Genomic DNA, 24,284 nt, shown 5'->3' with positions numbered 1-24,284 from the left:
ACCATGTCTGCACACCCACCTGCTGACGATCAAACTTTCTCGAGCGACATCGCCTTTACCCCAGCCGTCAAAACGATTCAGAGTCAAAAGGGCTCGCGGGCAAGTTACGCCCGCATGGAGCAAGGCGGAAGCTGGCAGACGACAGTCACACCCCAGCTCGAACAATTCCTTTCGAGTCTGGATATGTTTTATCTGGGCACCGCGAATGCTCAAGGTCAACCCTATATTCAGTATCGCGGCGGCTCGCCAGGATTTCTGAAGGTCATCGACGAGCACATGCTCGGCTTTGCGGACTTTGGCGGCAATCGCCAGTACATCACGCTCGGTAATCTTACGGAAAATCCGCAGGCATTTATCTTCTTGATGGATTATGCGAACAGCCAGCGCGTCAAACTTTGGGGCAAGGCACGAGTGATCGAAGGGGATGCGACACTCGAACAGCGGCTTCACGATGCCGACTACCCGGGCAAAGTGGAACGTGTCATTCTCTTTACCGTCGAAGCCTGGGATGTGAATTGCTCGCAGCATATTCACCAGCGTTTTTCGCAGCGGCAGATCGCGCCACTGATCGAACAACTCGAAGAGCGGATTGCGGATTTGGAGTCGGAAGTGAAGCACCTGAGATCCCAACTCGCTGCCAACGAGAGTCCCTCATGACAAAAAGCAGTCCCTAAGTGCGAACATCTTGGACCTCAGGTGTGTCTTATATCCACACCAACGGGGACCGAATATTTTGGATAACCTCCCGCTTCGCAACATTGGATGGAAGCCATTCTTTGAGCAACAAGTCTCCTCCATGATGCTGGAGTCTGGGGTGGTGGCACGTGTATCGGCTCACCATGGAAGTCAAGTTCTTATGCTGGGGGCGGCAGGTGAATTTCGCGTTCCGACGCAGCTTGCCGAATCTGTCGGTGAAATCGCAGTCGGTGATTGGCTCGTGCTCACTGCCAAGGACCACCGTGCCGTCGAGCGGCTTGAGCGACAGACATTACTGTATCGCAAAGCCTCGGGCGAGGAAGTAAAACCTCAGCTTCTCGCAGCAAACGTCGACACGATCTTCATCGTCAGTTCGTGCAACGAGGATTTCAACTTGTCACGTATCGAAAGATATCTGGCACTGACAATTCAATCCGGGGCAACTCCCGTCGTGATTTTGACTAAGGGGGATCTTTGTGGCGACCCTGCCACGTTGCGGCGACATGTCGAGCAGATTCATGCCGGACTGTTAGTTGAAACTCTTGATGCACGCGAGTCTGTTCAGGCAGAAGCGCTGACTGCTTGGTGCGGTCCGGGACAAACTGTGGCTCTCTTAGGTTCATCCGGCGTGGGAAAGTCGACTCTCGCCAACTCCCTGGGGGCGGGCAACCTAGCGACAGGTGAGATTCGCAATAAAGACGGCAAGGGTCGACACACCACAACGTCACGGTCTCTCCATCTGCTGCCCAGCGGTGGCGTCTTGGTCGATAGTCCTGGAATCCGCGAGCTGCAATTACCAGCTTGCGAAGACGGTCTGCTGCACGTCTTTGAAGATGTCGTCCAAATTGCCGCACTCTGCCGTTTCAGCAATTGCAATCACGACGGCGATGCGGGCTGTGCCGTGCTAGCAGCCGTTGAGGCGGGCGATCTCGACCTACGGCGATTTACCAACTTCCAGAAACTCATCGCCGAACAGGCGCACAATTCAAGAACTTTGGCAGAGCGTCATGAGCGCGATCGGAAAATGGGCCGGTTCTTTAAGTCGGTCCTCGAGACCAAACACCGTTATCGTAAAGAGAACTGAACGGGATCGTGGCAACGATACTGATTCTATTTATTGACCTGGAGCCGGTTCCACGAAGCGTGGAGCCGGCTTTTTTAGTTGAGGCGAATATCTACATGCTGGCGAGGTAATTCGTTACGGCGCGAGAATTGCCTAAGGGATACACGGAACATCCGGACACAGAGAGGGCCCCGCCATGTATTTTCTCCCAAAAATGCTTGTTCGCCTCGTAAAGACGGGCGAAGTATTCGTCGTGCAACGTATTACTGGCAACAATTGCCTGGAAATTTTCGACGGTGTTAAGAAAGCCGTCGTGCGGCCATCTGAACTCAGACGGGCCAACTCGGTTTAGTCAGAACCGAAGTTGCATTTAAGTTGCGGCCATCTGCATTCGCTGATGCCAGTACTTGTCAGGTTTCCATCACCAAGTGTTCTAGCCGGAAAGCGCCCCTATGGCCGAGAAGTATGAACCCACGCAATTGCAGATTCGCGATGGCTGTCGATTGATTCAAGAAGCTTGGAGTGTAGCGGAGCGCTGTCGTCGTGCTGTGTGGTTGCACAAGGATGACTTACGCGCGTCGATCCCTCAATTCAGCCATGACGATATTCGCTTTGCCTCACGCGGCCATAGTGAAGGACAGTAACTCATGGCGCCGGTGTTGGTTTCTCAATAGACATGAAGGAGCAAGACGGTGAAATTTTATTCTACGTTAACAATCGCGTGCCTAACTTTTGTGAACATTGCTGGAGCAGCTGATTTTAATAATGTCGTATCCGTGGGAGACAGTTTGCTGGACGATGTGTTAGGGCTGAGAAGCCCATTGGTTTCGGAACACTTGGCCGATCGGCTCGATGCGGACCTCACCCAACTGGCTCGCATTGGTGCGACCTCTGGTGGATTGATTCGACAAGGGCAGCACACGCAAGCCGCTGCGGAATTCGGCCCGGGAGACTTGGCCACCTTATGGATTGGCGGCAACGATTTTTTCCTCAGCATGGCCAACCCTTTTGGCGTGAAGAGTGGCAACTTCCGTTTCCTCGATACTCTGGAAGGTAATGTCGATACGATCTTGGGCACTCTCCGCGGAGCGGGGCTCGAAGTGCTTGTTTTCAATTTGCCAGATATGGCGGCCGTGCCAGTGAGCGACGTGTTGACGATTTTTAATTCGCGTCTGGAAAATGTCACTAAGGCCACGCTGGAGTGGAACGATCGGCTGGCTGCGCTTGCCGACTCACATGGCGCGCATCTGGTGGATGTCTACTCTTATTTTGAAGATGTGGCTGCCAATCCAGAACAATACAAAATAGCCGGCAATGAGTTGGTGTTAGGCCCCGAATATGGATGCGAGCTCTGCGTGTTTGCCGAGGCAATCCATCCCTCGAAATTGGGCCAAGGCTTACTCGCCAATGTTGCGATTGATGTTCTCAACGAAGCGTTCCCTTTCAGCACTCCGCTCGCACGACTAACGGAGGCCGAGCTTGCGCAACTCGCGGGGGTCAATCCAATTGGTGATTTCTTAAACCGCTGGCAAGAATCATTTGGCCAGGACGACGGTGGTGATTTCGATGGCGACAACGACACCGATGGCCGTGACTTTCTCGCCTGGCAGCAACAACTCGGCAGCGCCCCTCAGGGGGCCGTGAGTACAGCCATACCGGAACCGTCTTCTTGGATGCTACTGTCGCTCGCAGTGATAGGTTGCGTATATCCCAAACGGCATAGAGCCGTCCAGAAACTCTAAAAACGCACCGCCCTGGTCGGCGCCCTCGAGCGGCCAAGGCGTGGGTCGGCCTATCAATTCGTCATTCCACCATTGATTAAGCAACACGGGTGGGCAAATGTTCTGAGACCTCTCCTGGTGATCAAGTCGAGCGCAGTAGCGGATGCTTGGTATATGCCTCGGGCATTTTCAGCAGCGGATCGAACAACTTTGCGTCCTCGCGGCGATGGCTAATCGCGCGGACGTAACCGAACGAACGACCCGCATCCGCTTCCAAGGTGCGAATCTCGCTCTCGTTTTCAGGGGCGATCAGCTTGAGCCAATCCAGCCAGTATCGCCAGCCATCGGCGAGTGTATCTGCTACAGCAACTTCCACCGCACCGCCTCGCTCCCAATGATTCCGCCACCAGTCGGCAGAGTGCATGCAGTGCGCCATTTCGTTGGTCCACCATTCCGACAGATGCTCGGGGATTGGCTCGTTCATTTCGTGTGTGTAGCCAGCCATCGCTATTGCCACGGGGCCGCCCGGTTTGACGAACCGCGCCAAATAATTCATGTACAGGTCGTCGGTGCCATAAAACATGAACGAGTCGATGGACACGACCGCATCGAAGAAATTTTCTGAAAACGGCAACGACCGCGCATCCGCGGAAATCGGAAACACACCATTCTGAGCCCCAGCGTCTCGAATACGCCGGATGTTTTCAGACGCACTGAACCATAAATCGGTCGCCCACACTTCGACGCCGAACTCACGGTGCAGGAAAATCGAAGACAGTGCACGCCCACACCCCAAATAAAGCACCCGCATGCCGGGCTTCAGGTCGAGTCCTTCGCACAGCCACTCGGTGAGCCACAGCGAATTGGCTCCACCGCTCACGCTATTGAGCACCCACTCGGGATTGTAAGCTCTGGCGCGCGGAAAACGATCAGACATCAGACGAGAGTCGATAGGCAAAGTGATTCTCCTAGAGGGTAAAAGATCGCACGTTGGACACAAACACGGCTGCGAAGGTTACGCTCAGTTCAAAATTTCTTGAAATATTAAACCGTTTCTGATCAGACACGCCCGCCGGAGTCGCCTAGTGAGACTAATAGCGATCGAATGCCAGATCAACCATCGACGAGTTTAGAAGGCTCTTTTTTGCTTTGGTGGGTGTCCCACCTGGGCTTGTTCCGGTTTGATTTCTGAAAGTGAACAAGTCGTCGGCCTGTCCCTGATCTCCATCGCCGTTCTGATCCATCAGATTGCCGAACCGATCACTAATGTTGGGACCGACGGTAAAGCTCCACACACCCGAACTGCCCGTGGGGACAAGTTGCACGCGGAACGTCCAAGGGTCGTTCGTTGGGATAATGCTCAGGACACTGACGCCGGTGGCCTTGATGTCAGCCGTCGTAAACGAAGCGGCATCGATCTCTTTGTTGAATGTTACCAACATGCTTATCGAGCTCGGCGTGATCTGGTCGATCTTAGCACTCACGACACGTGGACCATTATTGTCGATCAGCTGAAGCCTGTACTGTCCCACGTCGCCGTAATTTCCTTGGCTACCAACTTTGAGATAGTAAATTCCTGCTTCAAGGTTTTGCACAAGGATCTGTGCACCGTTCGAGGACGTCGGCGCGTCACTCTTGATTAGAGGGGCCGACGTCGTCCCGCCACGATAAAGTTCCAGTTTCGCATCGAGATTCTCCGTGCCAAAGAATCCGTGCGTGCCGACTTCCAAATTAATAATCGCTTGGCCACCTCCCCAATTGAAGCGATAGAAGTCGGTGTCGTTAGTCGAGCTAATCACACCATTGGCCACCAGAGTGGCAAATTCCGGGTCGATCGTCGTCAATTGCTGCGGTTCGGCAAACGAAGTTCCGATCTCGTCTGGTCGATATCCAAATCCATTTGTCGCGCTCGCGATAATCGCCATGTCGTCCTGCATGTTGCCATGGTCATCTTTGCCGCGCCACCAAATCGTTCGTTTGTCGGTGCTAGGATTGCCCATAATGGGGCCCTTATTCGCCTCGCCCGGATGATACTCCTCGACGAGCGTGTTGCCATTAATCAAGGATTGATGCTCCAAACCAAAAGCATGCCCTGCTTCGTGGGAAGCGACCTTGGCAATGAAACTCGACTTTCGCACTCCAGGCAACTCGGTCGTGGAATCGGCTTGCGGGCGGGTAAATACATAGACAACATTCTCCCATTTACGATCGGTAAACGAGTTTTTCATGGAAAGCCCACCAAGATCTTCTTCGGGAGCTGAATCACTCGTAATGACGACTCGCAGATTGTGTGAGGAATGTGCAAAGTTCCGTGGATCGACGGTCGTCACATTAATGTTAAACGGCGCGTAATCTTCAGCCACGTGGGCCCAGATCTCGCTGATGACGTTGATTCGCGCCATGGGATTGGTGGCGAGATTGTCGACCGTAAACTCGCTAGATGCCAAGTTCGGTTGAAATCCTTGGATTGCCGGCGTGCTCTGGAAATGTCCGTTAAAGTCGAGGTAAATCGTCGCCGGTGCACCAGGCAAACTGTTGAGCGCTGGAATTGTCGCCGAAGACACGTAGTCTGAGCCAGTTTTCGAGGATTCCCCAAAAGCTGTGGCCGTCAACGACGTAGCCGACATCATTTGCCGAGTTTCAAGCGTCTCGAAGCTTAAAGACTTCGATCCAGAAGAACGGCGTAGGGTTCGGAGAAGATGAAGCATGGCTTAGCTCCCGTGCAAAACGTTTCTGATGGCTCACAGAAGGAGAAGCGCACAGACGCCGGGCATGTTACAGGCGTAAGAGCTTAATTATCGCAGGCAACCATGCCTGAAAGACGCGACGGGAGATATTTGCAGATGTGCAAAGAAATGCTTAATGCGCCACTAAGGACAACCGCCAAGAATAGGCAGGATTTCAAAAAGTTCGTGAACGATTGAACCGTCGATAAAATTGACGCACCCTCATTATCTCTTTTGATCATCTGGCCAAATGAGTGCCTCTTCTGCGGACTTGCTACTGCAAATCCTATCGATATTCCAAAATATCCCCCGGTTGGCATTCGAGTGCTTTGCAAATTGCGTCCAGTGTTGAGAGCCGAATCGCCTTCGCCTTGCCGTTTTTCAAGACGGAAATGTTGGCCATCGTGATGCCGACTTTCTCGGCAAGTTCCGTGACGCTCATCTTCCGCTTCGCCAACATGACGTCGATGTTAATAATGATTGCCATGTCGCACTCGTTAGACCGTTAAGTCGTTCTCGGATTTGATATCCACGGCATTTTGCAAAATCCGTTCAAACATCGCGGCCGCGGTGGCGATCACGATCGAACCGAAGATCGTTAAGACGCCAATGACAATAGCCGGCGGCTCATGGCTGTCGCTGAGCAAAATGAAAATCTCGCCAACCACAACGAAACCGATCAGGGCAAGCGCACAATATTTGATAATCCACAAAGCCTTCACGGCCTCTTGCGAGAACATCTGGTTCTGCCTGGCATATCGCAACAACTTGAATGCCTGATAGAGCGTCACGAAAAAAGGAATCGACGCAATATACGCATACGCCAGCATGGGGTCTTGGAAATAGACCTCAAATTGCGTCGCGTTTGCGTTTCGGCCTTCAACCTGCGGCTCAAAAAGCATCAGGGCCAACACACCGAGGCCGATGAGCACGATCACTGCTTGAAGAAATATCGTTGAGCTTCTTTGCATGGCGGCACCTTCTGAGAAGTACAAAGAACCGGATACCACGCGTGGACGACCTGAGGGGACAAGTTCCCAAAAGTTGGCTTGGCCAATGCATTATACGCTAAATTTATCGTTTGTCGATATATTTTTATCGTAATATATCGTAAAAATCGTATCGAATACCCTACGCCAAGAAAGCCTAGGAAGGGACGAATTGCCTTCCAGGATCGCTGAACATATCTCATAGAAACATAGATGGAATTAGTTGGTCCAAGTTACAGGAAACATCGTTTCAGTTGAAATCATGAAAGTATTTTCTATGTCCGCATTCGCGTCGGCGATAATCCTCTGGATTGCTCGTATGTTAGCCGTTCTGATCCTTGGTTTTTGGGGCTTCATGATCATCGCACATCTAGTTGGAGATGCCGGATCACAGTCGCGTGATTTGAATTTGCAGGACTATGCCGGTATTTCAGCGATGGTCGGCTCCCTTCTGGGTTTGGGACTTTCTTTCAAGTGGGAGCGAATAGGTGCAATTGTCACACTAACTGCCATTGTGATTGGGGCAACGCTGAATTGGAAGGTGCTGCTGTTTCCGGGAATCCTTATTCCAATTGCTGCCGTTTTATTTCTATTGCACTCCTACCTTCGACATAGCGAAAGCCGCCATCATGATATGGCTTGACGCCTATAATCCTCGACACGCCCCCCCGTGCATCAAGCAACAATTTGTCTTGGCACTCGCAACTCATACCTGACATGTTAACGATCGCATTAGCCTAGCAGTACGAAAATCGTCCACTGAGGTCTGACGCTAACATGCAATCAGCGGCTCCATGAGGCAATAACACATATGACCAGCATAAAGATTGCAGGCAGGAGGAGTGCCGCCAAAAAAGAGTCCGGCACAAGATTTCATTAAACAGAATCACGACATTAACGATATCAAGGCTACGACGAATGTCGGTGTCAGATTCGGTGTGTGATTGCGGGCACAGATCTTGCTTATTCTGCTTATGAGAATTTGTGAATCTCGAAAACCCATGAACAGTTAACTTAGCCCAGCGATACATGTGCGGAAACGCACGAAATCACTGACCTAAGTATACACATTACAGAATCTAAACCAGACAGAAGTTTCGCCTAACAGTCCGCAGAGGATCCTGATAATGAGACAACAATTTGCTGCGAAAGCAACTTTTAATGAGTTGCTTCAAATCAGTGCTATGTAGGCGTGTTGGCTTTCTCGATATAGTGCAAGAGATGTCACTGCCAATTAGCAGCAGACATTTCAATAGCCGTGACTGGCGTCGTTCTCGGTGTGGCAGCAAACTGCAGCGACAAGACTGATGTTTGACACTTGCGGAATTTATGAAAGGAATGTGCTTAAGGCTTTGAAAGCATTCTTTTCCACCTAAAAATTATGATTACAGCATGTTCAACGATTTTGAAACGCGATAACGCAAACAACATTCCGGTTGTCTCCGCGGTCAACCGGTTGTTCTTTAGCGAGATGCAGTCATTGCCGAGCTGGCCAGTCACGCTCGTGTTGACCCTGTGTATCATCGTGGCGACTGGTACAAGTGGCTATTTGCTGTGGACTCATTTAACTTCTTCTGAAATAGCAGGGTGCGGAAGTAACGGTGGATGGGTCGACTGCGGTCATGTCGCTCAAAGCCGTTGGGCTCTGTGGCTTGGCGTTCCAGTGAGCCTTTTAGCTTTGGGCCTTTATTCGACGATGGCAATTGGTTTAGTCGTAGGGTCGACTAGTTGGTTTGGCCAATCCAAGCGAAATATTGGCTGGCTTGTGGTTACTGCGACGGCGTTTGCGGCAGGGCTGAGTGGAGTCTGGTTTGTGATACTTCAATTGCTCGTGCTCAAAGCCATTTGTCTCTACTGCATGATCGCTCATACCTGCGGTCTGGTCGCGGCCGTTACGATGTTGATTGCCGCTCCGCTGAGGAAACGGGCGAAGTTAGCAACTGCTGCCTTGAGTGTCACTGGATTTTCCGCACTGGTCGTCGGTCAAATATTTACTCGAACGCCAGAAACGCACCGGATCGAGAGGTTTACTCCCCCCTCCGAGATTGAGTCCGAGCAATTGGAGTTTGCTCCACCAATAGAAATGAATTTCAACGATACAGAGCCGGATGCCAAATTACTTGAAGGTCCGTTGCATGATGATCAATCCTCGGTTTTTGAAACCTCTAAATCACAATTTGCATATATCTTAACGCATGGGATTGTTGCTGTGCCAAGAATTCTATCCCCAATCCTCCTAGTAGTCGAAGCCAGTGAGCAGAAACTGGCAGACCGCCGACTCATAGGAATTCAGGGAGGGCACATCACCTTAGATATCGATCAGTGGCCCCTAAGTGGCTCGACCAATGCCAAGTATGTTTTCGTTGAGCTATTCGACTATCACTGTCTGTCTTGTCGTAAAACACACCAAGCTATCGCAAGTGCCAAAAAGAAGTTGGGCGAAGAATTGGCGGTCGTGTGTTTACCTATACCGATCACTCCAGCTTGCACTCCGATCATGCAAGAGATAGATGGCAAAAAAGAGGAATCATGCAACTTGGCGAACTTGGCTGTGGCAGTTTGGCGAGTCGATAAAACTTGTTTCGCACCCTACCATGATTGGCTGTTCGAAGGCCCTCAAGCTCCGAGTTATGATGTTGCAAAGGAAAGAGCAGCGAAACTAGTTGGCATAACAAAACTAGATAACGAATTAGCATCAGGAATTCCTAAGCGATATGTAGATAGCCATGTCGAGATCTACAAAAAAGTAGGAGCAGGAACGATCCCTAAGCTGATGTTTCTCCGCACGACTGTTGTGGGCGAGTACACATCTGTCGATGGATTAATCGAACTGATTCGCCAAGAGTCAAAATAATACGGCAAAAAGGTAGCACGAAGTTCGAATTCTACTCCAGTTTTTCATACAGATTTCTGACATCACTGTGATCACAGCTGACGATTGACCTCACCACAACCACGGACTACGCTTAACTAGCAACTCTTTTCGTTGAATTCTTTGTCTGGAATCGGGTCCATGAAACATATCTTGGTAGCCACGGACTTTAGTGAAACCTCAGAGTCAGCGCTCCGCGAGGGCGCCAAGCTTGCGGCGCTCAGTGGCGCACGGCTCACCCTGCTGCATGTGATCTTTACCCAAAGTGTTTCTGAGACCCTGCTTGGTTTGGACACACTCGAACACTTAGCCCTCGCGGCCGACCAAGCTGGCGACAGAACGAGTGCCTTGGCTTCTCTGACCGAAGAAGCGCAACACAAGCTGGGTGCAGAGGTGGCTAAGTTGCCAGAGAAGCCTTCGAATTTTGAGACTGCAGTTATCGAAGGCCGACCATCGAGCGAAATCGCTGCTTACGCATCAACTCACGACGTCGACCTGATCGTGATGGGCACACATGGCCGTAGTGCACTCGGAAAGGCATTTTTAGGGAGCGTGGCCGATCATGTGATTCGTATCGCCGAGTGCCCCGTAATGGTCGTGCGCAAGTGAGCGAACGCGGATTGTCTTGCTATAAGGACGCGTTAAGTAACACCCCTACCAACAACAAAGCGAGCGCCCAGCCCCAAGGCCAAGCACTCGCTTCTCGTTTGTTCGATAGTTTCAATCCGCCTCAGCGGCTCTTCAGGCCGAGATGAACAGCGCGTCCTGATTTTCCAGTTGCTCACGCAACACACGCGCTTCCGTCGCGTAGAAGGCCGACTCGGCGAAGTGGCCAGCGATCGCGGCGTCCAGCTGATCCTGGCGGATCCGGGCGAGCAACCGCCAAGCTTCGCGCCGGGTGTGGCGAAACTGCGGGGGGATAGGTATTCGATTCTTTTTGGCGTTCATAATGTCCTCCGAACTCATTCTCTCACGTTTATGTTCATTAATTAATTATCAGACACAGGATTTCGGTTTAAGTAATCAATTTTTCGCTTCGCCGCGACAGAAATTGGAGGGGTTGGGCAAAAATGATCGCAACTCTATGAATTTCAACCGTTTAAGACGAAGATTTTTCACTGCCAGTACCGCTATCAATCACAAATTTTTGTTGCCTCTGCCCGCAAATCGCTACTTCGAGGGCCACGCTTGCATGGCGAGCTCCGCCACGCGCAGCAGCTCTTTCCGCGTGGCGCCCCCGGCGGCTTGGACGGCCAGCCCGCGCATCACCGTCGTCACATACCGGGCCAAGTCGTTGGGCTCCACATCCGCAGGTAAATCCCCTTCCGCCTTCGCGCGTTGAAATCGTTTGCGAATCAAGACTTCCCCCGCTTTCCGGCGGCGCTCCAATTCTTCGCGAATTGGCTGTGCGTCGTCGCCGCAGACCAAGGCCCCCTGCACCGCCAAACATCCCCCTGGATGATCGGGGTGAGTGACCATGTTGATGCCCTCTTTCAGCAACCGATCAGCCACCTGGCGGGCGGTCGGTTCTTCGAGGGCCCGTGCGACAAACGCCGTGGGCCCCGTTTCGTAGCGATCGAGCGCCTTGCGAAAGAGCTCTTCTTTATTGCCAAACGCGGCATACAAGCTGGGCCGGTTGATCCCCATCGCCTCGGTGAGATCGGGAAGCGAAGCCCCCTCGTAACCCTTCTCCCAAAAGACCCGCAGAGCCTGGTCGAGAGCTTGATCCATATCGAAATTTCGTGGTCTACCGGCAGCCATGATGACAATCGCGTCAGAAATATTAATTTTGTACCTACTGATACAATATGCCACTTGACCCGATTTGTCCAGGCCGCTAAAAATATACCGAACGGTACACAAAAGGCGGTCACCCCCCTCGATTTGGCACAGAGCCAGGAGAAATTGCAATGCCCAACTTAAATGGTAAAGTCGCGGTCGTCACAGGAGCCTCCAAAGGAATCGGCGCGGAAATCGCGTTAGAACTCGCGGCGGCCGGCGCGTCGGTCGTCGTGAATTATTCCTCCAGTAAAGCCGGCGCGGACCGGGTCGTTGAGCAAATCAAAGAGAAAGGAGGCAAGGCCGTCGCCGTGCAGGCCAATGTCTCGGAACAGGCCGACATCAAGCGGCTCTTTGAGGAAACGAAAAAGGCATTCAGTAAAGTCGATATCCTGGTCAACAACGCCGGCGTTTACGAATTCGCCCCGCTCGGTGAAATCACCGCGGAACATTTTCACAAGCAATTCAACCTGAACGTGCTCGGTTTGTTGCTCACCACGCAAGAGGCCGCCAAACATTTCGGTGCTAACGGTGGGGCCGTGATCAACATCAGCTCGGTAGCCGCCACCGCAGCATTTCCCAATGCCTCGGTCTACTGCGGCACCAAAGCAGCCGTCGACGCGGCCACGCGCTGCCTGGCCCACGAACTGGGCTCGCGCAAGATTCGCGTGAATTCCATTAATCCCGGCATGGTGGAAACAGAAGGCACACATACCGCGGGCATCCACGACAGCGACATGCGCAAACAAACCGAAGCCGCCACACCGCTGGGCCGCATCGGTCAGCCCAAAGACATTGCCCCCGCGGTCGCCTTCTTGGCGTCGGACGATGCTGCGTGGATCACGGGCGAGACGCTCTTCATCTCGGGTGGCATGCGATAAAGCAGTTCGAGATCATCCCATTCCTACGCATATCTAGCATCACAAAGGATTGCTAGATCGCAGCTAGTAATTCGATGAATGATGCTATAGAGTTGACCGATGGTCACCTCTCTAGCTGCTTACTGGCGGTATTTTTTAACCGTTGTCGAACCTCAGGTGTGGTATTTACCACTAGGCTGGTCGTTTCGTGACAACCTTTGCGCTTCATATCCGTCAATCTCGCTATGAAGACTATGTCCTTGAATTGAAGGCTGTTACCCTTTTTCCATAACATCGCATTAGAGGTTTTGACTCCTCTTTGGAGCAACGTAGCCTTTCAAGTGGAGTAAACTTTCCAAACTTGCCGACGGGAGAGATACCCCGATTCTCTCGACGTACTTGGATATAACATCTTTGGGCAGACGACTCTGACAATGGCCGTCGTTCACCAGTGAAAGGGTCGTCGTGAACTTAGTATCTCCGAAGACAGAACGCTGCATCCTATTTAGCAGTTTGACAACTATCTTTGTTGACGGATTGGTTCTGTTGGGATGGGCGCTTCACTTTGACTTGCTCAAACGCATTCTGCCAGGATTCGTGGCCATGAACCCGCTGACAGCCTGGTGTTTCACTCGGCATCGCCCTGCCCCGCCTGCTTGGATGGGTCCGCGAATAGCGTGTCTATCACTAAACCTATGGCGTGCGAAGATTTTATTGAAGCCGTGAAGAGACTCGGGCTACTGTCCAAGTTGTGCAAATTCCTCCAGAGCATCGAGAGTAAGAGACATAACATGAAGGGCAACGGGACAGAAACTATCCTGCACCGCCGAGGACTCGTTGCGAATCGTCCAAAAACCATTTGATCCTGAAAAGTTACTCACCATTATTCGCGATGCGTTGGATCACGAACTATGTCTGGCAAATTGAACTGGTCGGAAATGGAACCCGAGAATCGCACTATCCTAGTGGTGGACGATGACGGAACACTGCGTAATTTATTGGTCCGCTGGCTCAAAGGTGCCGGCTGGCACTGCTTGGCGGCCGCCAATGCCAGCCAGGCCCTCGAAGTTTTATGCAATCACCCCGTGCAGGTCGTGACGACCGACCTCAATATGCCTGGCCAAAACGGCATTTGGCTGCTTCAGGAAATAACGAAGAGCTACCCCGATGTTTCAGTAGTTATGCTCACGGCCTTGATCGATACCCAACGTGCGATCGATGCGTTGACGAAGGGCGCTGTCGACTATTCGCTCAAGCCGATCCAAAGCCAAGAATATTTGTTTCGTGTCCAGCAAGCCTGGGAACGGGCACAATTGGTGAAAGAACGTCGCGAACACTTGTTCATGCTCGAGCGACGTGTTCGCGAACAAACGGTCGAATTGCGGCAGGCACAAGAAGAAACGATTCATCGCCTGGTAATCGCTTCATCCTGCCGCGACGAAGAAACCGGAGCGCACATTCGCCGCACGGGACTGTTGAGCGAATATTTGGCCCTGTGCGCTGGCTGGTCGGAAGCCGAAGCCGAGCAGCTCCGCATGGCGGCCCCCATGCACGACGTGGGCAAAATTGGCATCTCCGATGCTATTCTCCTCAAGCGTGGGAAGCTGACCGAGGCTGAGTTCGAGCAAATGAAACAACATACGGTTATCGGTGCACGGATGCTGGCTGACTCAAGCTCGCCTGTTCTCCAACTGGCGGAAAAAATCGCTCATTCCCACCACGAGCGTTGGGACGGTGCAGGTTATCCTCAGCGCCTGGCAGGAGAAAAAATTTCTGAAGCGGCTCGCATCGTTTCCATCGTCGACGTTTATGATGCCATCAGTCACGATCGAGTTTATCGACCGGCGATGTCTGAAGAACTTGTTCTCGAAATCATGCGACGCGGTTTGGCCACGCATTTTGATCCCCATTTGTTGACCTTATTTTTAGCCAACTACGAACAACTGCGGGAAATTTCCTTGGAGAATCCTGACGAAACGTTAGTTGATAAACAACAGACGAATCTCTTGGCTCGTCTGGACGAAATCAGTCAAAGCGCCGTGGCCGTTTCGGTATGACTTCCTCACCGGCAGATCAGGCATTGATTGGTTGATGACGAATCGAGCGTTCTTGTTATTGGCGCGGTGACGCGATTGGCTACAGACCTGCTCTTGGATAAGTGACGCGCTAATTCATGGACGCTACATATCACAGCAAGCCTAACAGGCCTCCCAGCGACGGAATCGCAAACACAACATCAGGCGCGATTTCACCATAGATCGTCAAACCATACTGGCTTTGCAATTGGGCTGTTGTTTTGCCGACGTATTCAGCCGGAATCTGAGGTTCCGCCACCGGGAATGGAATCGCGCTTCCGACCTGTATATGTGAGTAAAGTTGCCGATTACCGAAGATGCCGTAGTTCAAATATACTTTGGAATCATAGAACAAATGATCTACGCCCCAACCCACCTTAAAAGCATCGTCTTCAAAGCGAACATTCACGTCTTGCTGCACATAAGCACCAAGAATTGCACTTGTCAGGGGCAGCATCGAAAAATCACCTTGTATTGTGACGGTGCGGCCAGGCTCGGCCGCGGGTCGCACTGAAACTCCGATGCGTGTTGCCAATGAGCCTCCGTTGATGATCGAGTAACCTCGCTTGGCGGCTTCAATGCCAATGTGATAACCGCTCACATAGAGATTGTCATAAATGATATTCTTCGAGGCGGCGTTGGAGTTGACGCCGATTACTCCGATTTCCACAAAATCGTGCAGGATTGTCAAGTTCCGCAAAACGATGTTGCGCGCGTAAGGAACATCAGCGCCCTCTTTGTTATTCCAGAAATAGGAATTTTCAATCACGCTCACTCCATTGTGAGTGGCGTTTCTCAAGTTGTACCAAATCGCAACTCCCACTCCCGAGGCGTAACCCAGGTTGCCGGAAAACTCCAGAATCGGTACATCATTGGCCAAGATCGAATCCGCTCCGTTAGCGAGCGAGGGGTCGGCAAGATTATCGGCATCGAATGTCGGTACATGTCCGCCAAAAACCAAGCCGCGCGAAAAATAGATAAACGCGTTTCCCTCGGCATTGGCTGCCACGTTGTTAATCACACGAATTCCCGTACCCTGGAACCAAAACGCGTCGCCCCCATGGCCAAAGTCTTGCGCCACAAGCCGTGCTTCAATATCATCTCCCGAAGCCTTGGTTTGAATCGCAACGTTACCAACAAAGGAACCAATCTCGTCCCCCACCTCCGTGACAAAGGCCGCTCCCAATACGTTGAAGGAAACATTATTAACAAAATTGACATTGCTACTGTGATTGACGTAACCCCAGCCGCCGTTGTCTTCCACGACGCTACCATTCACGACAGCAGGTGTTCCATCGGCAGCCGTTCCCGCGCGATGGAAATGCACGGCATAGCGTGCTCGTGGATTAGTGCCTGTGCCCGACACTAAATTCCAATTCGCGTCGACGACAGGATCGTTGATCACTTGCGTCTTATCGGTTCGACCCAGCTTAAAAAATTTCGCGTACTCGATCTCCACGTCGGGATTATGCATGAACATGACATGCCCCCGACGGGCGATCGCATTCCCATCAGATTCGATCACGGCATTGCGAGTCACATTCGCGACATGAACCGTTTGGTCTAACGAAATCAACAAATGATCGTGAGAGAGCGGATCAATAATGACTCGATTCCCCAAAAGACTGCGGATCGTGCGGACTTCATCTTCACCATCGACGGTCGTACTAGGTATCACGATCTGGTCGCCCACTTTCCAGCCGACGGGAATACTGGAAAAAACTAACGATGACGTTCCAGCCAATAAACTCGTGTTAATGGGCAGGGCTGAAGTTTTGGCTGCGCCGTGAATCGAGACCGCTCCATGCGTAATGAGACCTCGGCTGATTCCAAAGGGATCCCAGGTTCGATTAATCGCGCCATTGTCGGTGATTACCAAGCGTGCGGTCACATTGTCGGCGATGGGATTCTCTTCGGTACCCATAACGAAAGAACCCACATCAGAAACAATGACTGTATCCGCCTTCAGCCGGGTAACCACATTAGTCGCAAACGAAAGAGTACCGTCGACCCGTACGGTGAAGATCTCGGTATCAAGCCTACGATCGACCGTGACTTCAACACCAATCGGAATTAAGACTCGCGAGCCGTTCGTAGGCACCACGCCGTTACTCCAGGTGGCAGAGTCTCCCCAATTCCCGCTCGTGACCGCGTAGTGAGTCACTTCGTCATAGCGGACCAGTTCAAACAGAGAAAGATGCTCTCTCCGCTTGCTCGCGTCGTCCGAGTGAGGAATCAAGGTGTGCAGCGATTCTTCGTCCCCTTTGTCACGCAAATTATCCAGCGAATCCAATAAATCAAAGCCTTCCACCATCGGCAAGTGACCGATTATATGAACGTCATGATGGCCGCCTGCAGAATGAGCTTGTTGGTGCTCATGATCCAACATATTTGGATCGTAAACACTGAGCGCACCCGTGACGAAGAACCAATCCAGCTCTGCACCACCCAAGATCGAATCCGGCACGTAATCGTCAAAGACGGTTTCCTCAGATTGCAGATATGCCCCAAACATTTCATCTTCAATGTGATGAACCCGCTCGTGATAGTCGGCCCCGCTCGACCATTCCGCCATGAGCGTTTCCAGAGCCGGCAGATTGTGAGCTACCAGCCCACCGATCAGCAAATCTTCGCCCAATGAGCCGTTGAGAGAATCGATTCCGTCGCCACCAATAAGGATGTCGTTCCCCGCTCCCGCTTCGAGCGTATCAGCACCAGCTTCTCCCGAAAGTAAGTCGTTCTCAGCCTCCCCAAGCAGGTAATCATCACCGGCACCCCCGAACAAATAATTATTGCCCGCTTGCCCGTACAAAGAATCATTGCCGTCACCGCCCCAAAGATAATCACTGCCTTCATTGCCACGGAGTTGATCGTCGCCCGCTCCGCCGAACAGCTTGTCATCTCCCAAGCCTCCCATCAGTCGGTCGGTGCCCTCTTGCCCATCGAGAAAATCATTTCCCGCTTCGCCAAAGAGCTGATCGTCTCCCGCCTCGCCTTGCAAAGAGTCATGGCCCTCGCCACCGTAAATTTCATCGTTACCAGTGCCGCCGAACAATTGATCGGCATCATTCTCACCGTACAGTCGATCGATGCCCGCATCGCCGCGAAGTAAATCATCGCCGTTGCCTCCGCGCAAGTTGTCGTCACCGTCGCCGCCATAGAGACGGTCCCAACCATCGCCTCCTACGAGCGTATCATTGTCGCCATCGCCCCACAGCGAATCGTTCCCGAGCTCGCCATACATAAGATCATCGCCAGTACCACCCGTAAGCCTGTCATCACCATCGCCGCCATAGATTTCGTCGTTGCCATTGTCGCCGACAAGCGAATCGTTTCCGGCTTCTCCAAAAAGCTTGTCATCGCCAAGCTGACCATTCAAAAAGTCATTGCCCAGCCCGCCACGCAACGAATCCTTGCCATCACCACCCTTTAGCTGATCGTGACCGTCACCCCCTTGTAAGACATCGTCACCTGCTTCGCCAAAAATCGAGTCATTGCCGTTGTCACCCTTGAGCGAGTCATTACCCGACCCGCCCATCAATTTGTCGTCGCCTTCACCACCGTTAACATCGTCGACGCCGTCCTCGCCAGACAGAGAATCGTGACCTTCATCACCAAAGAGTCGGTCGTCGCCAAGTTGTCCGTTTAAAAAATCATTGCCTAAACCACCCCTTAGCACATCGTTGCCTCCACCGCCGCGGAGTATGTCATTCCCGTCGTTGCCGCTTAATGTATCGTCGCCATCATCCCCAGAAAGCGTGTCGTTGCCGGCTTGTCCCGAAAGCGTGTCATTGCCTGAACCTCCCGCCAAATTATCATCGTGATCCCCACCTTCGAGGGAGTCATCCCCATCTCCACCAGAAAGCGAGTCATTTCCCTCGTCACCGTAGAGACGGTCGGCGCCGTTTTCTCCTAACAACTGATCATTCCCTGTAGCACCTCTGAGGACGTCATCTCCGTCCCCCCCTTGGAGCAAGTCGTTGCCGTCGCCACCGGTGATCGTGTCGTTGCCGGCACCGCCCTGAATCACATCATGGCCGTTTACTCCTCTGAGAATGTCGTTCCCATCGCCACCAATGAGCAGATCATCACCATCACCACCATCGAAGTCATCGATGTTTGTCCCACCCATCAGGGTGTCGTTTCCCCCTTCACCTGTAGCCCGTGAAGGAAGATCCGTGGAATTGACGAACGTATCGTTACCTTCTTTGCCGGAAAAACTGATCTGCGTGACTTGCGACGCCAGATAATCAATCGCGATCGATTCGCCACCCGATTCCAACCGCGCATTGATATTACCATTAGCCGCTTGAGTCACGGTCACCGTGTCGGCGTCGTTGCTTCCCGTGATGACCAGCTTTGTGCCGTTCAGATAAAACTGCGCAGCACTCACCGCCAACAATCGGCGATCTTCGAGCGACTCCACACCCAGTGTGCATTGCGTGACGGGTTTCGCTTTAAGAGATTTCTTCTTCGAGTTGAAAATATCCGCTAGGCCAACGAGAAGACTTGCTATCGACATAGGTCTCAATAGGGAGTGCGAGACAAAGATGACGTCGCTGCCATCCTGCTCAAGGAAAGAGAATATTAGTGCAACGTTTATCGCGACATCACTGCGCGAACAAAACATCCATGTTGCTAACCATGACTGGCATCATGGCGCCATCAAAGCAATTTACCTAAAGAGGACGCGGTCCCTGGCGTAAGGTAAATGCGAATGTATTTCCTTCGAAAAGCCCCTGCAACTGAAGAGTAGGCAATGTCACTGGGAAAAGAAACACAGATTTCACTTTTTTTCGGGCATCCGACAAAGAAACTCTTCAAACCGTGTGATCAAAATTGCCACAAATTCTCCGGCTCGCCCAGCCCGCAAAACTTTGCGTTTTTCAGTGCGTTCAAAGTCTGCACCCCCTAAATGAGGATTGGACTCACCACCTGTCCGTGAACATCTGTCAGCCGATAGCGGCGGCCCTGGAACTTGTAGGTGAGCCGCTCGTGGTCGACCCCCAACAAATGCAGTAGCGTTGCCTGCAAATCGTGAACGTGGACCCGATTCTTCACAATGTTGTATCCAAACGGATCGGTCTCGCCGTAAACCAAGCCCGGCTTCACACCCGCACCCGCCATCCACATCGTAAAACACCGGGGATGGTGATCGCGGCCGTAATTCGAGGCTGTGAGTTCTCCCTGGCTGTAACTGGTTCTTCCGAACTCACCCCCCCACACGACAAGGGTGTCTTCTAGCAGTCCGCGTTGTTTCAAATCGGTAATCAGTGCCGCGCATGCCTGATCAGTCGCTTGGCATTGCTCGGTCAGCCCCGACGGCAAATTGTCGTGCTGATCCCACCCACGGTGAAACAGCTGAATGAAGCGCACGTCGCGCTCCGCCAGTTTTCGGGCGAGCAAACAATTCGCGGCAAACGTCCCCGGTTTGCGCGAATCAGGGCCATACAAATCGAAAATGTGCTCTGGCTCCTGCGACATGTCCGTCACTTCGGGCACGGAAGTCTGCATCCGAAACGCCATTTCGTATTGAGCGATTCGCGCTGAAATCGCCGGGTCGAGCGTCTTCTCGGCTTGGATCTGGTGCAACTCCCGCAAGCGGTCGAGCATGCCGCGTCGGCTTTCAGCAGATATTCCAGCCGGGTTATTCAAATACAACACCGGGTCCTGTCCGGCGCGAAACTGAACCCCCTGATGCACCGAAGGCAGAAACCCGCTCCCCCACAACCGTGAATACAGCGGTTGCCCTCCCGCGCCACGACTCACCAATACACAGAATGCTGGCAGATTGTCGTTCGACGATCCGAGACCGTAGCTCAGCCAAGCCCCAATCGAAGGCCGCCCCGCGATCTGCGAACCCGTCTGGAAAAAGGTCGTCGCGGGATCATGGTTAATTGCCTCGGTGTACATCGAACGAATGATGCACAGGTCGTCGACCACTTTCGCCGTGTGCGGCAACAGTTCGCTGACCCACGTGCCGTTCTGGCCGTGCTGATTGAATTTGAAAATCGACCCCGCCAGCGGCAATGTCGCCTGATTTCCCGACATCCCCGTTAGCCGTTGCCCCTGACGTACCGAGTCGGGCAACTCTTCGCCGTTTCTTTCGTTGAGCAGAGGTTTGTAATCGAACATCTCCATCTGCGACGGCCCGCCGCTCATGAAGAGATAAATCACCCGCTTCGCCTTCGCGGGAAAATGCAAATTCGGCAGCACACCGCCAGATGGCGAACCAACCGACGCAGCCGCTGAGTTGCTCCCCAACATGTGCGCCAACACGGCCGAACCGAGCCCGACACTCGTGCGCGCAAAGAAATGCCGCCGCGTCATGTCCCCGCTCTGGTCATCCACATGGTCGTTGTACGAGCAACTCATTGTTTGGTTACCGTTTCATAATGGTTCATCACCGCCTCGGCCACGACCGTCATCGCCGCGAGCTTCGCCGGATCCAACGATTCGTCCGCCCGATGATCACCCACCGCCAAAAATTCCTGTGCCGCCGCGGGCGCAGTTTTGAAACCTGCGTACTGCTCCGCGTAAAGCTTTTCCAGCAATTGTAACTCGCTGTCCAAAGGCGTCCGGCCAATAAACAGGCGGAACAACTTGCCAATCTGCTCAGAGACCGAATTTTCTCGTTCGAGCAAGACACTTTCCGCCGCGGCACGTGCTGCTTCGACGTACTGCGGATCATTGAGCAGCACCAACGCCTGCAGCGGCGTGGCCGTTGTTTGTCGCTGCACAACGCAGACTTCCCGATCCGTGGCATCGAGCGTCACCATCGCGGGGGGCGGGGAAGTTCGCTTCCAAAATGTGTACAAGCTGCGGCGATGGCTCCCCGCGCCTTCGTCACGCACATAGGATTCGGAACCTTTTTCTTCCCACAATCCGGGTGGTTCATACGGCTTCATCGGCGGGCCACCCATTTGTTCAACCAGCAAACCACTCAAATAGAGCGCCGTGTCACGAATCATTTCCGCCGACAATCGATACCGCGGCCCACGCGCGAGCAGCAAATTCTGCGGGTCTTCTTCCCGCAACTCCGAATCGCAATCCGACGACTGCTGATAAGTCTCCGACATCACGATTTGCTTAACGAGTGCTTTGACGTCCCAGCCTGAGTCAATAAATGACATCGCTAGAAAATCGAGCAATTCCGGATGCGTGGGCAATTGCCCCTGGCTGCCAAAGTCATTCGCGGTCGGCACCAATCCTTGTCCAAAAAGCGATTGCCAAAACCGATTGACCGTCACGCGCGCGGTGAGTGGATTCTCGGGATCAACGACCCATTCCGCCAATCCCAACCGATTCTTCGGCAAGTCCTCGCGCAGTTTGGGCAGTCCGCTCGGCGTTTCAGGATTCACCGGCGTGCTCGGCGCATCATACGCCCCACGTGCTAGTAAATACGTCTGCCGCTTCTCGGGCAGCTCCTGCATCACCATGATCTCAGGAATCTCATCTAGAAAATCGCTTCTCTGCTTCCGCAACTTGCGAAGTTTCTCAACCGCTTGTACATAGCCGCTCGCCGGCTTAGCGCTCTCCTCCCCCAAAACCTCCCCATCAAATAACCGCCCCACCTCCACCGACTTCAATTCACGATCGAAAATCTTCAGTTCATCCACCAGCCCATCCTTAAACCCACGATCCCGAAACCGCTGACCAATCGTAAATTCGTCAGCCGTGTCCAAATCTCCTTCATTATTCGCGCGGGCTCGCTTGATATAGTTGATCGTCTTCGTTAGTTTGTCGCGCACAACCTCGGTCTGTTGCAACTCGCCATTGAGGTAAATTTTGAGCCCGTCCGCTCGGCTCGAACCATCATACGTCACCGTCACTTGCTGCCAATCATTCAGCGGCAACTCATGCTTAGTCCGCACGCTGATCGCATTTCCCGGCCAGAAGTGGATCAAAGCCGCATTGAGCTTGCCATTCTCAATCAGCAGTTCGTAGCCCCGGCTTCCCGCGTCCGACCACGCCCGCGAACGATGCCACACCACGGCTCGCTCTTTCTTATCGGGCGCATTAATCCACAAACTGATCGTGAACGGATCGTCGCGCGTGAAATCGCCGCCAACCTTGGTCGAGAACTTGTTCTCGCCACTCAGATGTAAGCCATTGCCGTTCTGACCAGCAACGATCTTCACATCCCCTTCCGTCTTTGCCGGCTGATCTTTGTTTGCTTGATTCGTGATTGTCTTGTCGACGATCTCTTCCATCGTGAAGTTGCCGATCAATCCGGCATTTTCCGTGAGCACACCAAACTCAGCACCCTGCTCTTTGGTAATCGCTGCCAATCGCTTTTCCGCGACAGCAATCTGTTCGTCGAGCTTTTTGAGCTGTTCCTTCTGCTCCGTCGTCGTTTGCAACAAAGTCGGCGATGGCACGGCCGACGTGAAGTGCGAATACAATCCGCTTTCATCGATGTTGTCGAAGAACGCGAACAGTTGGTAATAATCTTTTTGGCTGATTGGATCGAATTTGTGATCGTGGCAACGAGCGCATTGCACGGTGAGTCCCAAAAACGCCGTGCCAAAAGTGTCGACTCGATCCACCACATATTCCACGCGGAACTCTTCGTCGATGCTTCCCCCTTCGTTCGTTTGCCGATGCAAGCGATTGAACGCGGTCGCCAAGATTTGCTCGTCGGTCGCGTTGGGCAGCAGATCACCCGCCAATTGCCACACGATGAATTGATCGAACGGCAAGTTCTCGTTGAACGCCTTCACCACCCAATCTCGCCACGACCACACCGCGCGGTACTTATCCGATTGATAGCCATGCGTGTCGGCGTAGCGAGCCACGTCGAGCCAATCAACCGCCATCCGTTCCCCATAGCGGCGCGACGCCAACAACCGATCAACCAATTTTTCATAGGCATCCGGCGAATCATCCGCCACGTACGCATCCACCTCTTCAAGCGTCGGCGGCAACCCCGTCAAATCAAACGTCAGCCGCCGTATCAACTGTTCCTTCGAACCCGGCAACGCTGGTTTCAACCCCACCTCCTCTAACTTCGCCCCCACAAATCGATCAATCCCCCCCGCTTGCGGTTTAGCGTCCCCAACCACCAACGGCAAAAACGACCAATGCGGTTTCCACTCCGCCCCTTGTTCAATCCACTTACGAATCAGCGCAACCTCTTCGTCCGAAACCGACAGCTTGGAATCCACCGGCGGCATCCGCATGCTCTCGTCGTCGGTGGTTAGGCGATTCAAAATCTCGCTCGCCGCGGGATCACCCGGCACGATCGGATTCATCCCCGAATCCGCTTTACCCAGCGCACTTTCCTGCTGATCAAGTCGAAACCCACCTTGCTGATCTTCTTGGTCAGGTCCGTGGCAGGTGTAGCAGCGATCCGACAAGATCGGCTTGATATGAAAATTGAAGTCGACCCGCTCAGGCAGCTCGGCTCGTAGCATCCCCGCAAAACCGCAGCTAAGCAGCAGGAAAAACCACAGCGCAGAAGAGAATCGATTCTTCATCACAGCCCGTGGGAAGACGTAGAT

19 protein-coding genes are annotated in these 24,284 nt (G+C 52.9%); 10 read left to right on the top strand and 9 right to left on the bottom strand.

Going from position 1 to position 24,284, the window contains the following annotated elements; all coding sequences use genetic code 11:
- Window positions 1-3: 3 nt before the first annotated feature.
- The 5 genes from SH678x_RS03540 to SH678x_RS03520 all read left to right on the top strand — a co-directional run bounded on the left by SH678x_RS03540 (window position 4) and on the right by SH678x_RS03520 (window position 3,501).
- Window positions 4-657 carry a pyridoxamine 5'-phosphate oxidase family protein gene (locus SH678x_RS03540; RefSeq protein WP_496921504.1) on the top strand — a complete coding sequence of 218 codons (654 nt, stop codon included), beginning with the start codon at window positions 4-6 and terminating at the stop codon, window positions 655-657.
- Window positions 658-796: 139 nt separating this feature from the next.
- Window positions 797-1,780, top strand: a complete 984-nt coding sequence (rsgA, locus tag SH678x_RS03535; protein WP_496921503.1) for a ribosome small subunit-dependent GTPase A — start codon at window positions 797-799, stop codon at window positions 1,778-1,780.
- A gap of 175 nt (window positions 1,781-1,955) precedes the next feature.
- Window positions 1,956-2,111: a hypothetical protein gene (locus tag SH678x_RS03530; RefSeq protein ID WP_496921502.1), complete on the top strand. Its 156-nt coding sequence runs from the start codon at window positions 1,956-1,958 to the stop codon at window positions 2,109-2,111.
- A 100-nt stretch (window positions 2,112-2,211) separates the two neighbouring features.
- Window positions 2,212-2,403 carry a hypothetical protein gene (locus tag SH678x_RS03525; RefSeq protein WP_496921501.1) on the top strand — a complete coding sequence of 64 codons (192 nt, stop codon included), beginning with the start codon at window positions 2,212-2,214 and terminating at the stop codon, window positions 2,401-2,403.
- 48 nt (window positions 2,404-2,451) lie between these two features.
- The gene (locus SH678x_RS03520) at window positions 2,452-3,501 is read left to right on the top strand and encodes a GDSL-type esterase/lipase family protein (protein WP_496921500.1); all 1,050 of its coding nucleotides are present in this window, start codon (window positions 2,452-2,454) and stop codon (window positions 3,499-3,501) included.
- Between the two features lie 121 nt (window positions 3,502-3,622).
- On the opposite strand, the gene SH678x_RS03515 is transcribed toward SH678x_RS03520, so the two are convergent.
- The 4 genes from SH678x_RS03515 to SH678x_RS03500 form a co-directional block, all read right to left on the bottom strand.
- The gene (locus tag SH678x_RS03515; RefSeq protein ID WP_496921499.1) at window positions 3,623-4,417 is read right to left on the bottom strand and encodes an SAM-dependent methyltransferase; all 795 of its coding nucleotides are present in this window, start codon (window positions 4,415-4,417) and stop codon (window positions 3,623-3,625) included.
- A 154-nt stretch (window positions 4,418-4,571) separates the two neighbouring features.
- Window positions 4,572-6,188: a hypothetical protein gene (locus tag SH678x_RS03510; RefSeq protein ID WP_496921498.1), complete on the bottom strand. Its 1,617-nt coding sequence runs from the start codon at window positions 6,186-6,188 to the stop codon at window positions 4,572-4,574.
- 304 nt (window positions 6,189-6,492) lie between these two features.
- Window positions 6,493-6,693 carry a helix-turn-helix domain-containing protein gene (locus SH678x_RS03505; RefSeq protein ID WP_496921497.1) on the bottom strand — a complete coding sequence of 67 codons (201 nt, stop codon included), beginning with the start codon at window positions 6,691-6,693 and terminating at the stop codon, window positions 6,493-6,495.
- A 10-nt stretch (window positions 6,694-6,703) separates the two neighbouring features.
- Window positions 6,704-7,177, bottom strand: coding sequence for a DUF2975 domain-containing protein (locus SH678x_RS03500; RefSeq protein ID WP_496921496.1), 474 nt, complete (start codon window positions 7,175-7,177; stop codon window positions 6,704-6,706).
- Window positions 7,178-7,418: 241 nt separating this feature from the next.
- On the opposite strand from SH678x_RS03500, the gene SH678x_RS03495 reads away from it, so the two are divergent.
- The 3 genes from SH678x_RS03495 to SH678x_RS03485 all read left to right on the top strand — a co-directional run bounded on the left by SH678x_RS03495 (window position 7,419) and on the right by SH678x_RS03485 (window position 10,676).
- Window positions 7,419-7,838 (top strand): DUF7670 domain-containing protein, encoded by a 420-nt coding sequence (locus tag SH678x_RS03495; protein ID WP_496921495.1) that lies wholly within the window; start codon window positions 7,419-7,421, stop codon window positions 7,836-7,838.
- 738 nt (window positions 7,839-8,576) lie between these two features.
- On the top strand, window positions 8,577-10,049 hold the full coding sequence (locus SH678x_RS03490; RefSeq protein WP_496921494.1) for a vitamin K epoxide reductase family protein: 1,473 nt from the start codon (window positions 8,577-8,579) through the stop codon (window positions 10,047-10,049).
- Between the two features lie 159 nt (window positions 10,050-10,208).
- A complete protein-coding gene (locus SH678x_RS03485) occupies window positions 10,209-10,676 on the top strand; it encodes a universal stress protein (protein ID WP_496921493.1) in 468 nt (155 codons plus the stop codon).
- Between the two features lie 132 nt (window positions 10,677-10,808).
- On the opposite strand, the gene SH678x_RS03480 is transcribed toward SH678x_RS03485, so the two are convergent.
- Together SH678x_RS03480 and SH678x_RS03475 are read right to left on the bottom strand one after the other, a co-directional pair.
- Window positions 10,809-11,015 carry a hypothetical protein gene (locus tag SH678x_RS03480; RefSeq protein WP_496921492.1) on the bottom strand — a complete coding sequence of 69 codons (207 nt, stop codon included), beginning with the start codon at window positions 11,013-11,015 and terminating at the stop codon, window positions 10,809-10,811.
- A 222-nt stretch (window positions 11,016-11,237) separates the two neighbouring features.
- Window positions 11,238-11,828 carry a TetR/AcrR family transcriptional regulator gene (locus tag SH678x_RS03475; protein WP_496921491.1) on the bottom strand — a complete coding sequence of 197 codons (591 nt, stop codon included), beginning with the start codon at window positions 11,826-11,828 and terminating at the stop codon, window positions 11,238-11,240.
- A 149-nt stretch (window positions 11,829-11,977) separates the two neighbouring features.
- Here SH678x_RS03475 and SH678x_RS03470 point away from each other — a divergent pair, with 149 nt between their 5' ends.
- Window positions 11,978-12,727 carry a glucose 1-dehydrogenase gene (locus SH678x_RS03470; RefSeq protein WP_496921490.1) on the top strand — a complete coding sequence of 250 codons (750 nt, stop codon included), beginning with the start codon at window positions 11,978-11,980 and terminating at the stop codon, window positions 12,725-12,727.
- Between the two features lie 890 nt (window positions 12,728-13,617).
- Window positions 13,618-14,763 (top strand): response regulator, encoded by a 1,146-nt coding sequence (locus SH678x_RS03465; RefSeq protein WP_496921489.1) that lies wholly within the window; start codon window positions 13,618-13,620, stop codon window positions 14,761-14,763.
- Between the two features lie 130 nt (window positions 14,764-14,893).
- Here SH678x_RS03465 and SH678x_RS03460 read toward each other — a convergent pair whose 3' ends face one another.
- The 3 genes from SH678x_RS03460 to SH678x_RS03450 form a co-directional block, all read right to left on the bottom strand.
- Window positions 14,894-19,303, bottom strand: coding sequence for a G8 domain-containing protein (locus SH678x_RS03460; RefSeq protein ID WP_496921488.1), 4,410 nt, complete (start codon window positions 19,301-19,303; stop codon window positions 14,894-14,896).
- 389 nt (window positions 19,304-19,692) lie between these two features.
- Window positions 19,693-21,156 (bottom strand): DUF1501 domain-containing protein, encoded by a 1,464-nt coding sequence (locus SH678x_RS03455; protein WP_496921487.1) that lies wholly within the window; start codon window positions 21,154-21,156, stop codon window positions 19,693-19,695.
- Entirely contained in the window at window positions 21,153-24,260 is a 3,108-nt protein-coding gene (locus SH678x_RS03450; RefSeq protein WP_496921486.1) for a DUF1553 domain-containing protein, read from the bottom strand. The genes SH678x_RS03455 and SH678x_RS03450 overlap by 4 nt, the downstream gene beginning before the upstream one ends.
- Window positions 24,261-24,284 lie beyond the last annotated feature (24 nt).

The sequence above is a fragment of the Bythopirellula superficialaquae genome, assembly GCF_059632245.1.
Note: the sequence above shows the minus strand (reverse complement) of the source record. Positions and strands in the feature narration are given on the sequence as shown.

Excerpts from the sequence above, each read along its gene's own strand:
- SH678x_RS03540 (WP_496921504.1), top strand. The coding sequence starts at position 4 with ATGTCTGCACACCCACCTGCTGACGATCAAACTTTCTCGAGCGACATC.
- rsgA (WP_496921503.1), top strand. The coding sequence starts at position 797 with ATGATGCTGGAGTCTGGGGTGGTGGCACGTGTATCGGCTCACCATGGA.
- SH678x_RS03530 (WP_496921502.1), top strand. The coding sequence starts at position 1,956 with ATGTATTTTCTCCCAAAAATGCTTGTTCGCCTCGTAAAGACGGGCGAA.
- SH678x_RS03525 (WP_496921501.1), top strand. The coding sequence starts at position 2,212 with ATGGCCGAGAAGTATGAACCCACGCAATTGCAGATTCGCGATGGCTGT.
- SH678x_RS03515 (WP_496921499.1), bottom strand. The coding sequence starts at position 4,417 with ATGTCTGATCGTTTTCCGCGCGCCAGAGCTTACAATCCCGAGTGGGTG.
- SH678x_RS03510 (WP_496921498.1), bottom strand. The coding sequence starts at position 6,188 with ATGCTTCATCTTCTCCGAACCCTACGCCGTTCTTCTGGATCGAAGTCT.
- SH678x_RS03505 (WP_496921497.1), bottom strand. The coding sequence starts at position 6,693 with ATGGCAATCATTATTAACATCGACGTCATGTTGGCGAAGCGGAAGATG.
- SH678x_RS03500 (WP_496921496.1), bottom strand. The coding sequence starts at position 7,177 with ATGCAAAGAAGCTCAACGATATTTCTTCAAGCAGTGATCGTGCTCATC.
- SH678x_RS03490 (WP_496921494.1), top strand. The coding sequence starts at position 8,577 with ATGATTACAGCATGTTCAACGATTTTGAAACGCGATAACGCAAACAAC.
- SH678x_RS03485 (WP_496921493.1), top strand. The coding sequence starts at position 10,209 with ATGAAACATATCTTGGTAGCCACGGACTTTAGTGAAACCTCAGAGTCA.
- SH678x_RS03480 (WP_496921492.1), bottom strand. The coding sequence starts at position 11,015 with ATGAACGCCAAAAAGAATCGAATACCTATCCCCCCGCAGTTTCGCCAC.
- SH678x_RS03475 (WP_496921491.1), bottom strand. The coding sequence starts at position 11,828 with ATGGCTGCCGGTAGACCACGAAATTTCGATATGGATCAAGCTCTCGAC.
- SH678x_RS03470 (WP_496921490.1), top strand. The coding sequence starts at position 11,978 with ATGCCCAACTTAAATGGTAAAGTCGCGGTCGTCACAGGAGCCTCCAAA.
- SH678x_RS03465 (WP_496921489.1), top strand. The coding sequence starts at position 13,618 with ATGTCTGGCAAATTGAACTGGTCGGAAATGGAACCCGAGAATCGCACT.
- SH678x_RS03460 (WP_496921488.1), bottom strand. The coding sequence starts at position 19,303 with ATGTCGATAGCAAGTCTTCTCGTTGGCCTAGCGGATATTTTCAACTCG.
- SH678x_RS03455 (WP_496921487.1), bottom strand. The coding sequence starts at position 21,156 with ATGAGTTGCTCGTACAACGACCATGTGGATGACCAGAGCGGGGACATG.
- SH678x_RS03450 (WP_496921486.1), bottom strand. The coding sequence starts at position 24,260 with ATGAAGAATCGATTCTCTTCTGCGCTGTGGTTTTTCCTGCTGCTTAGC.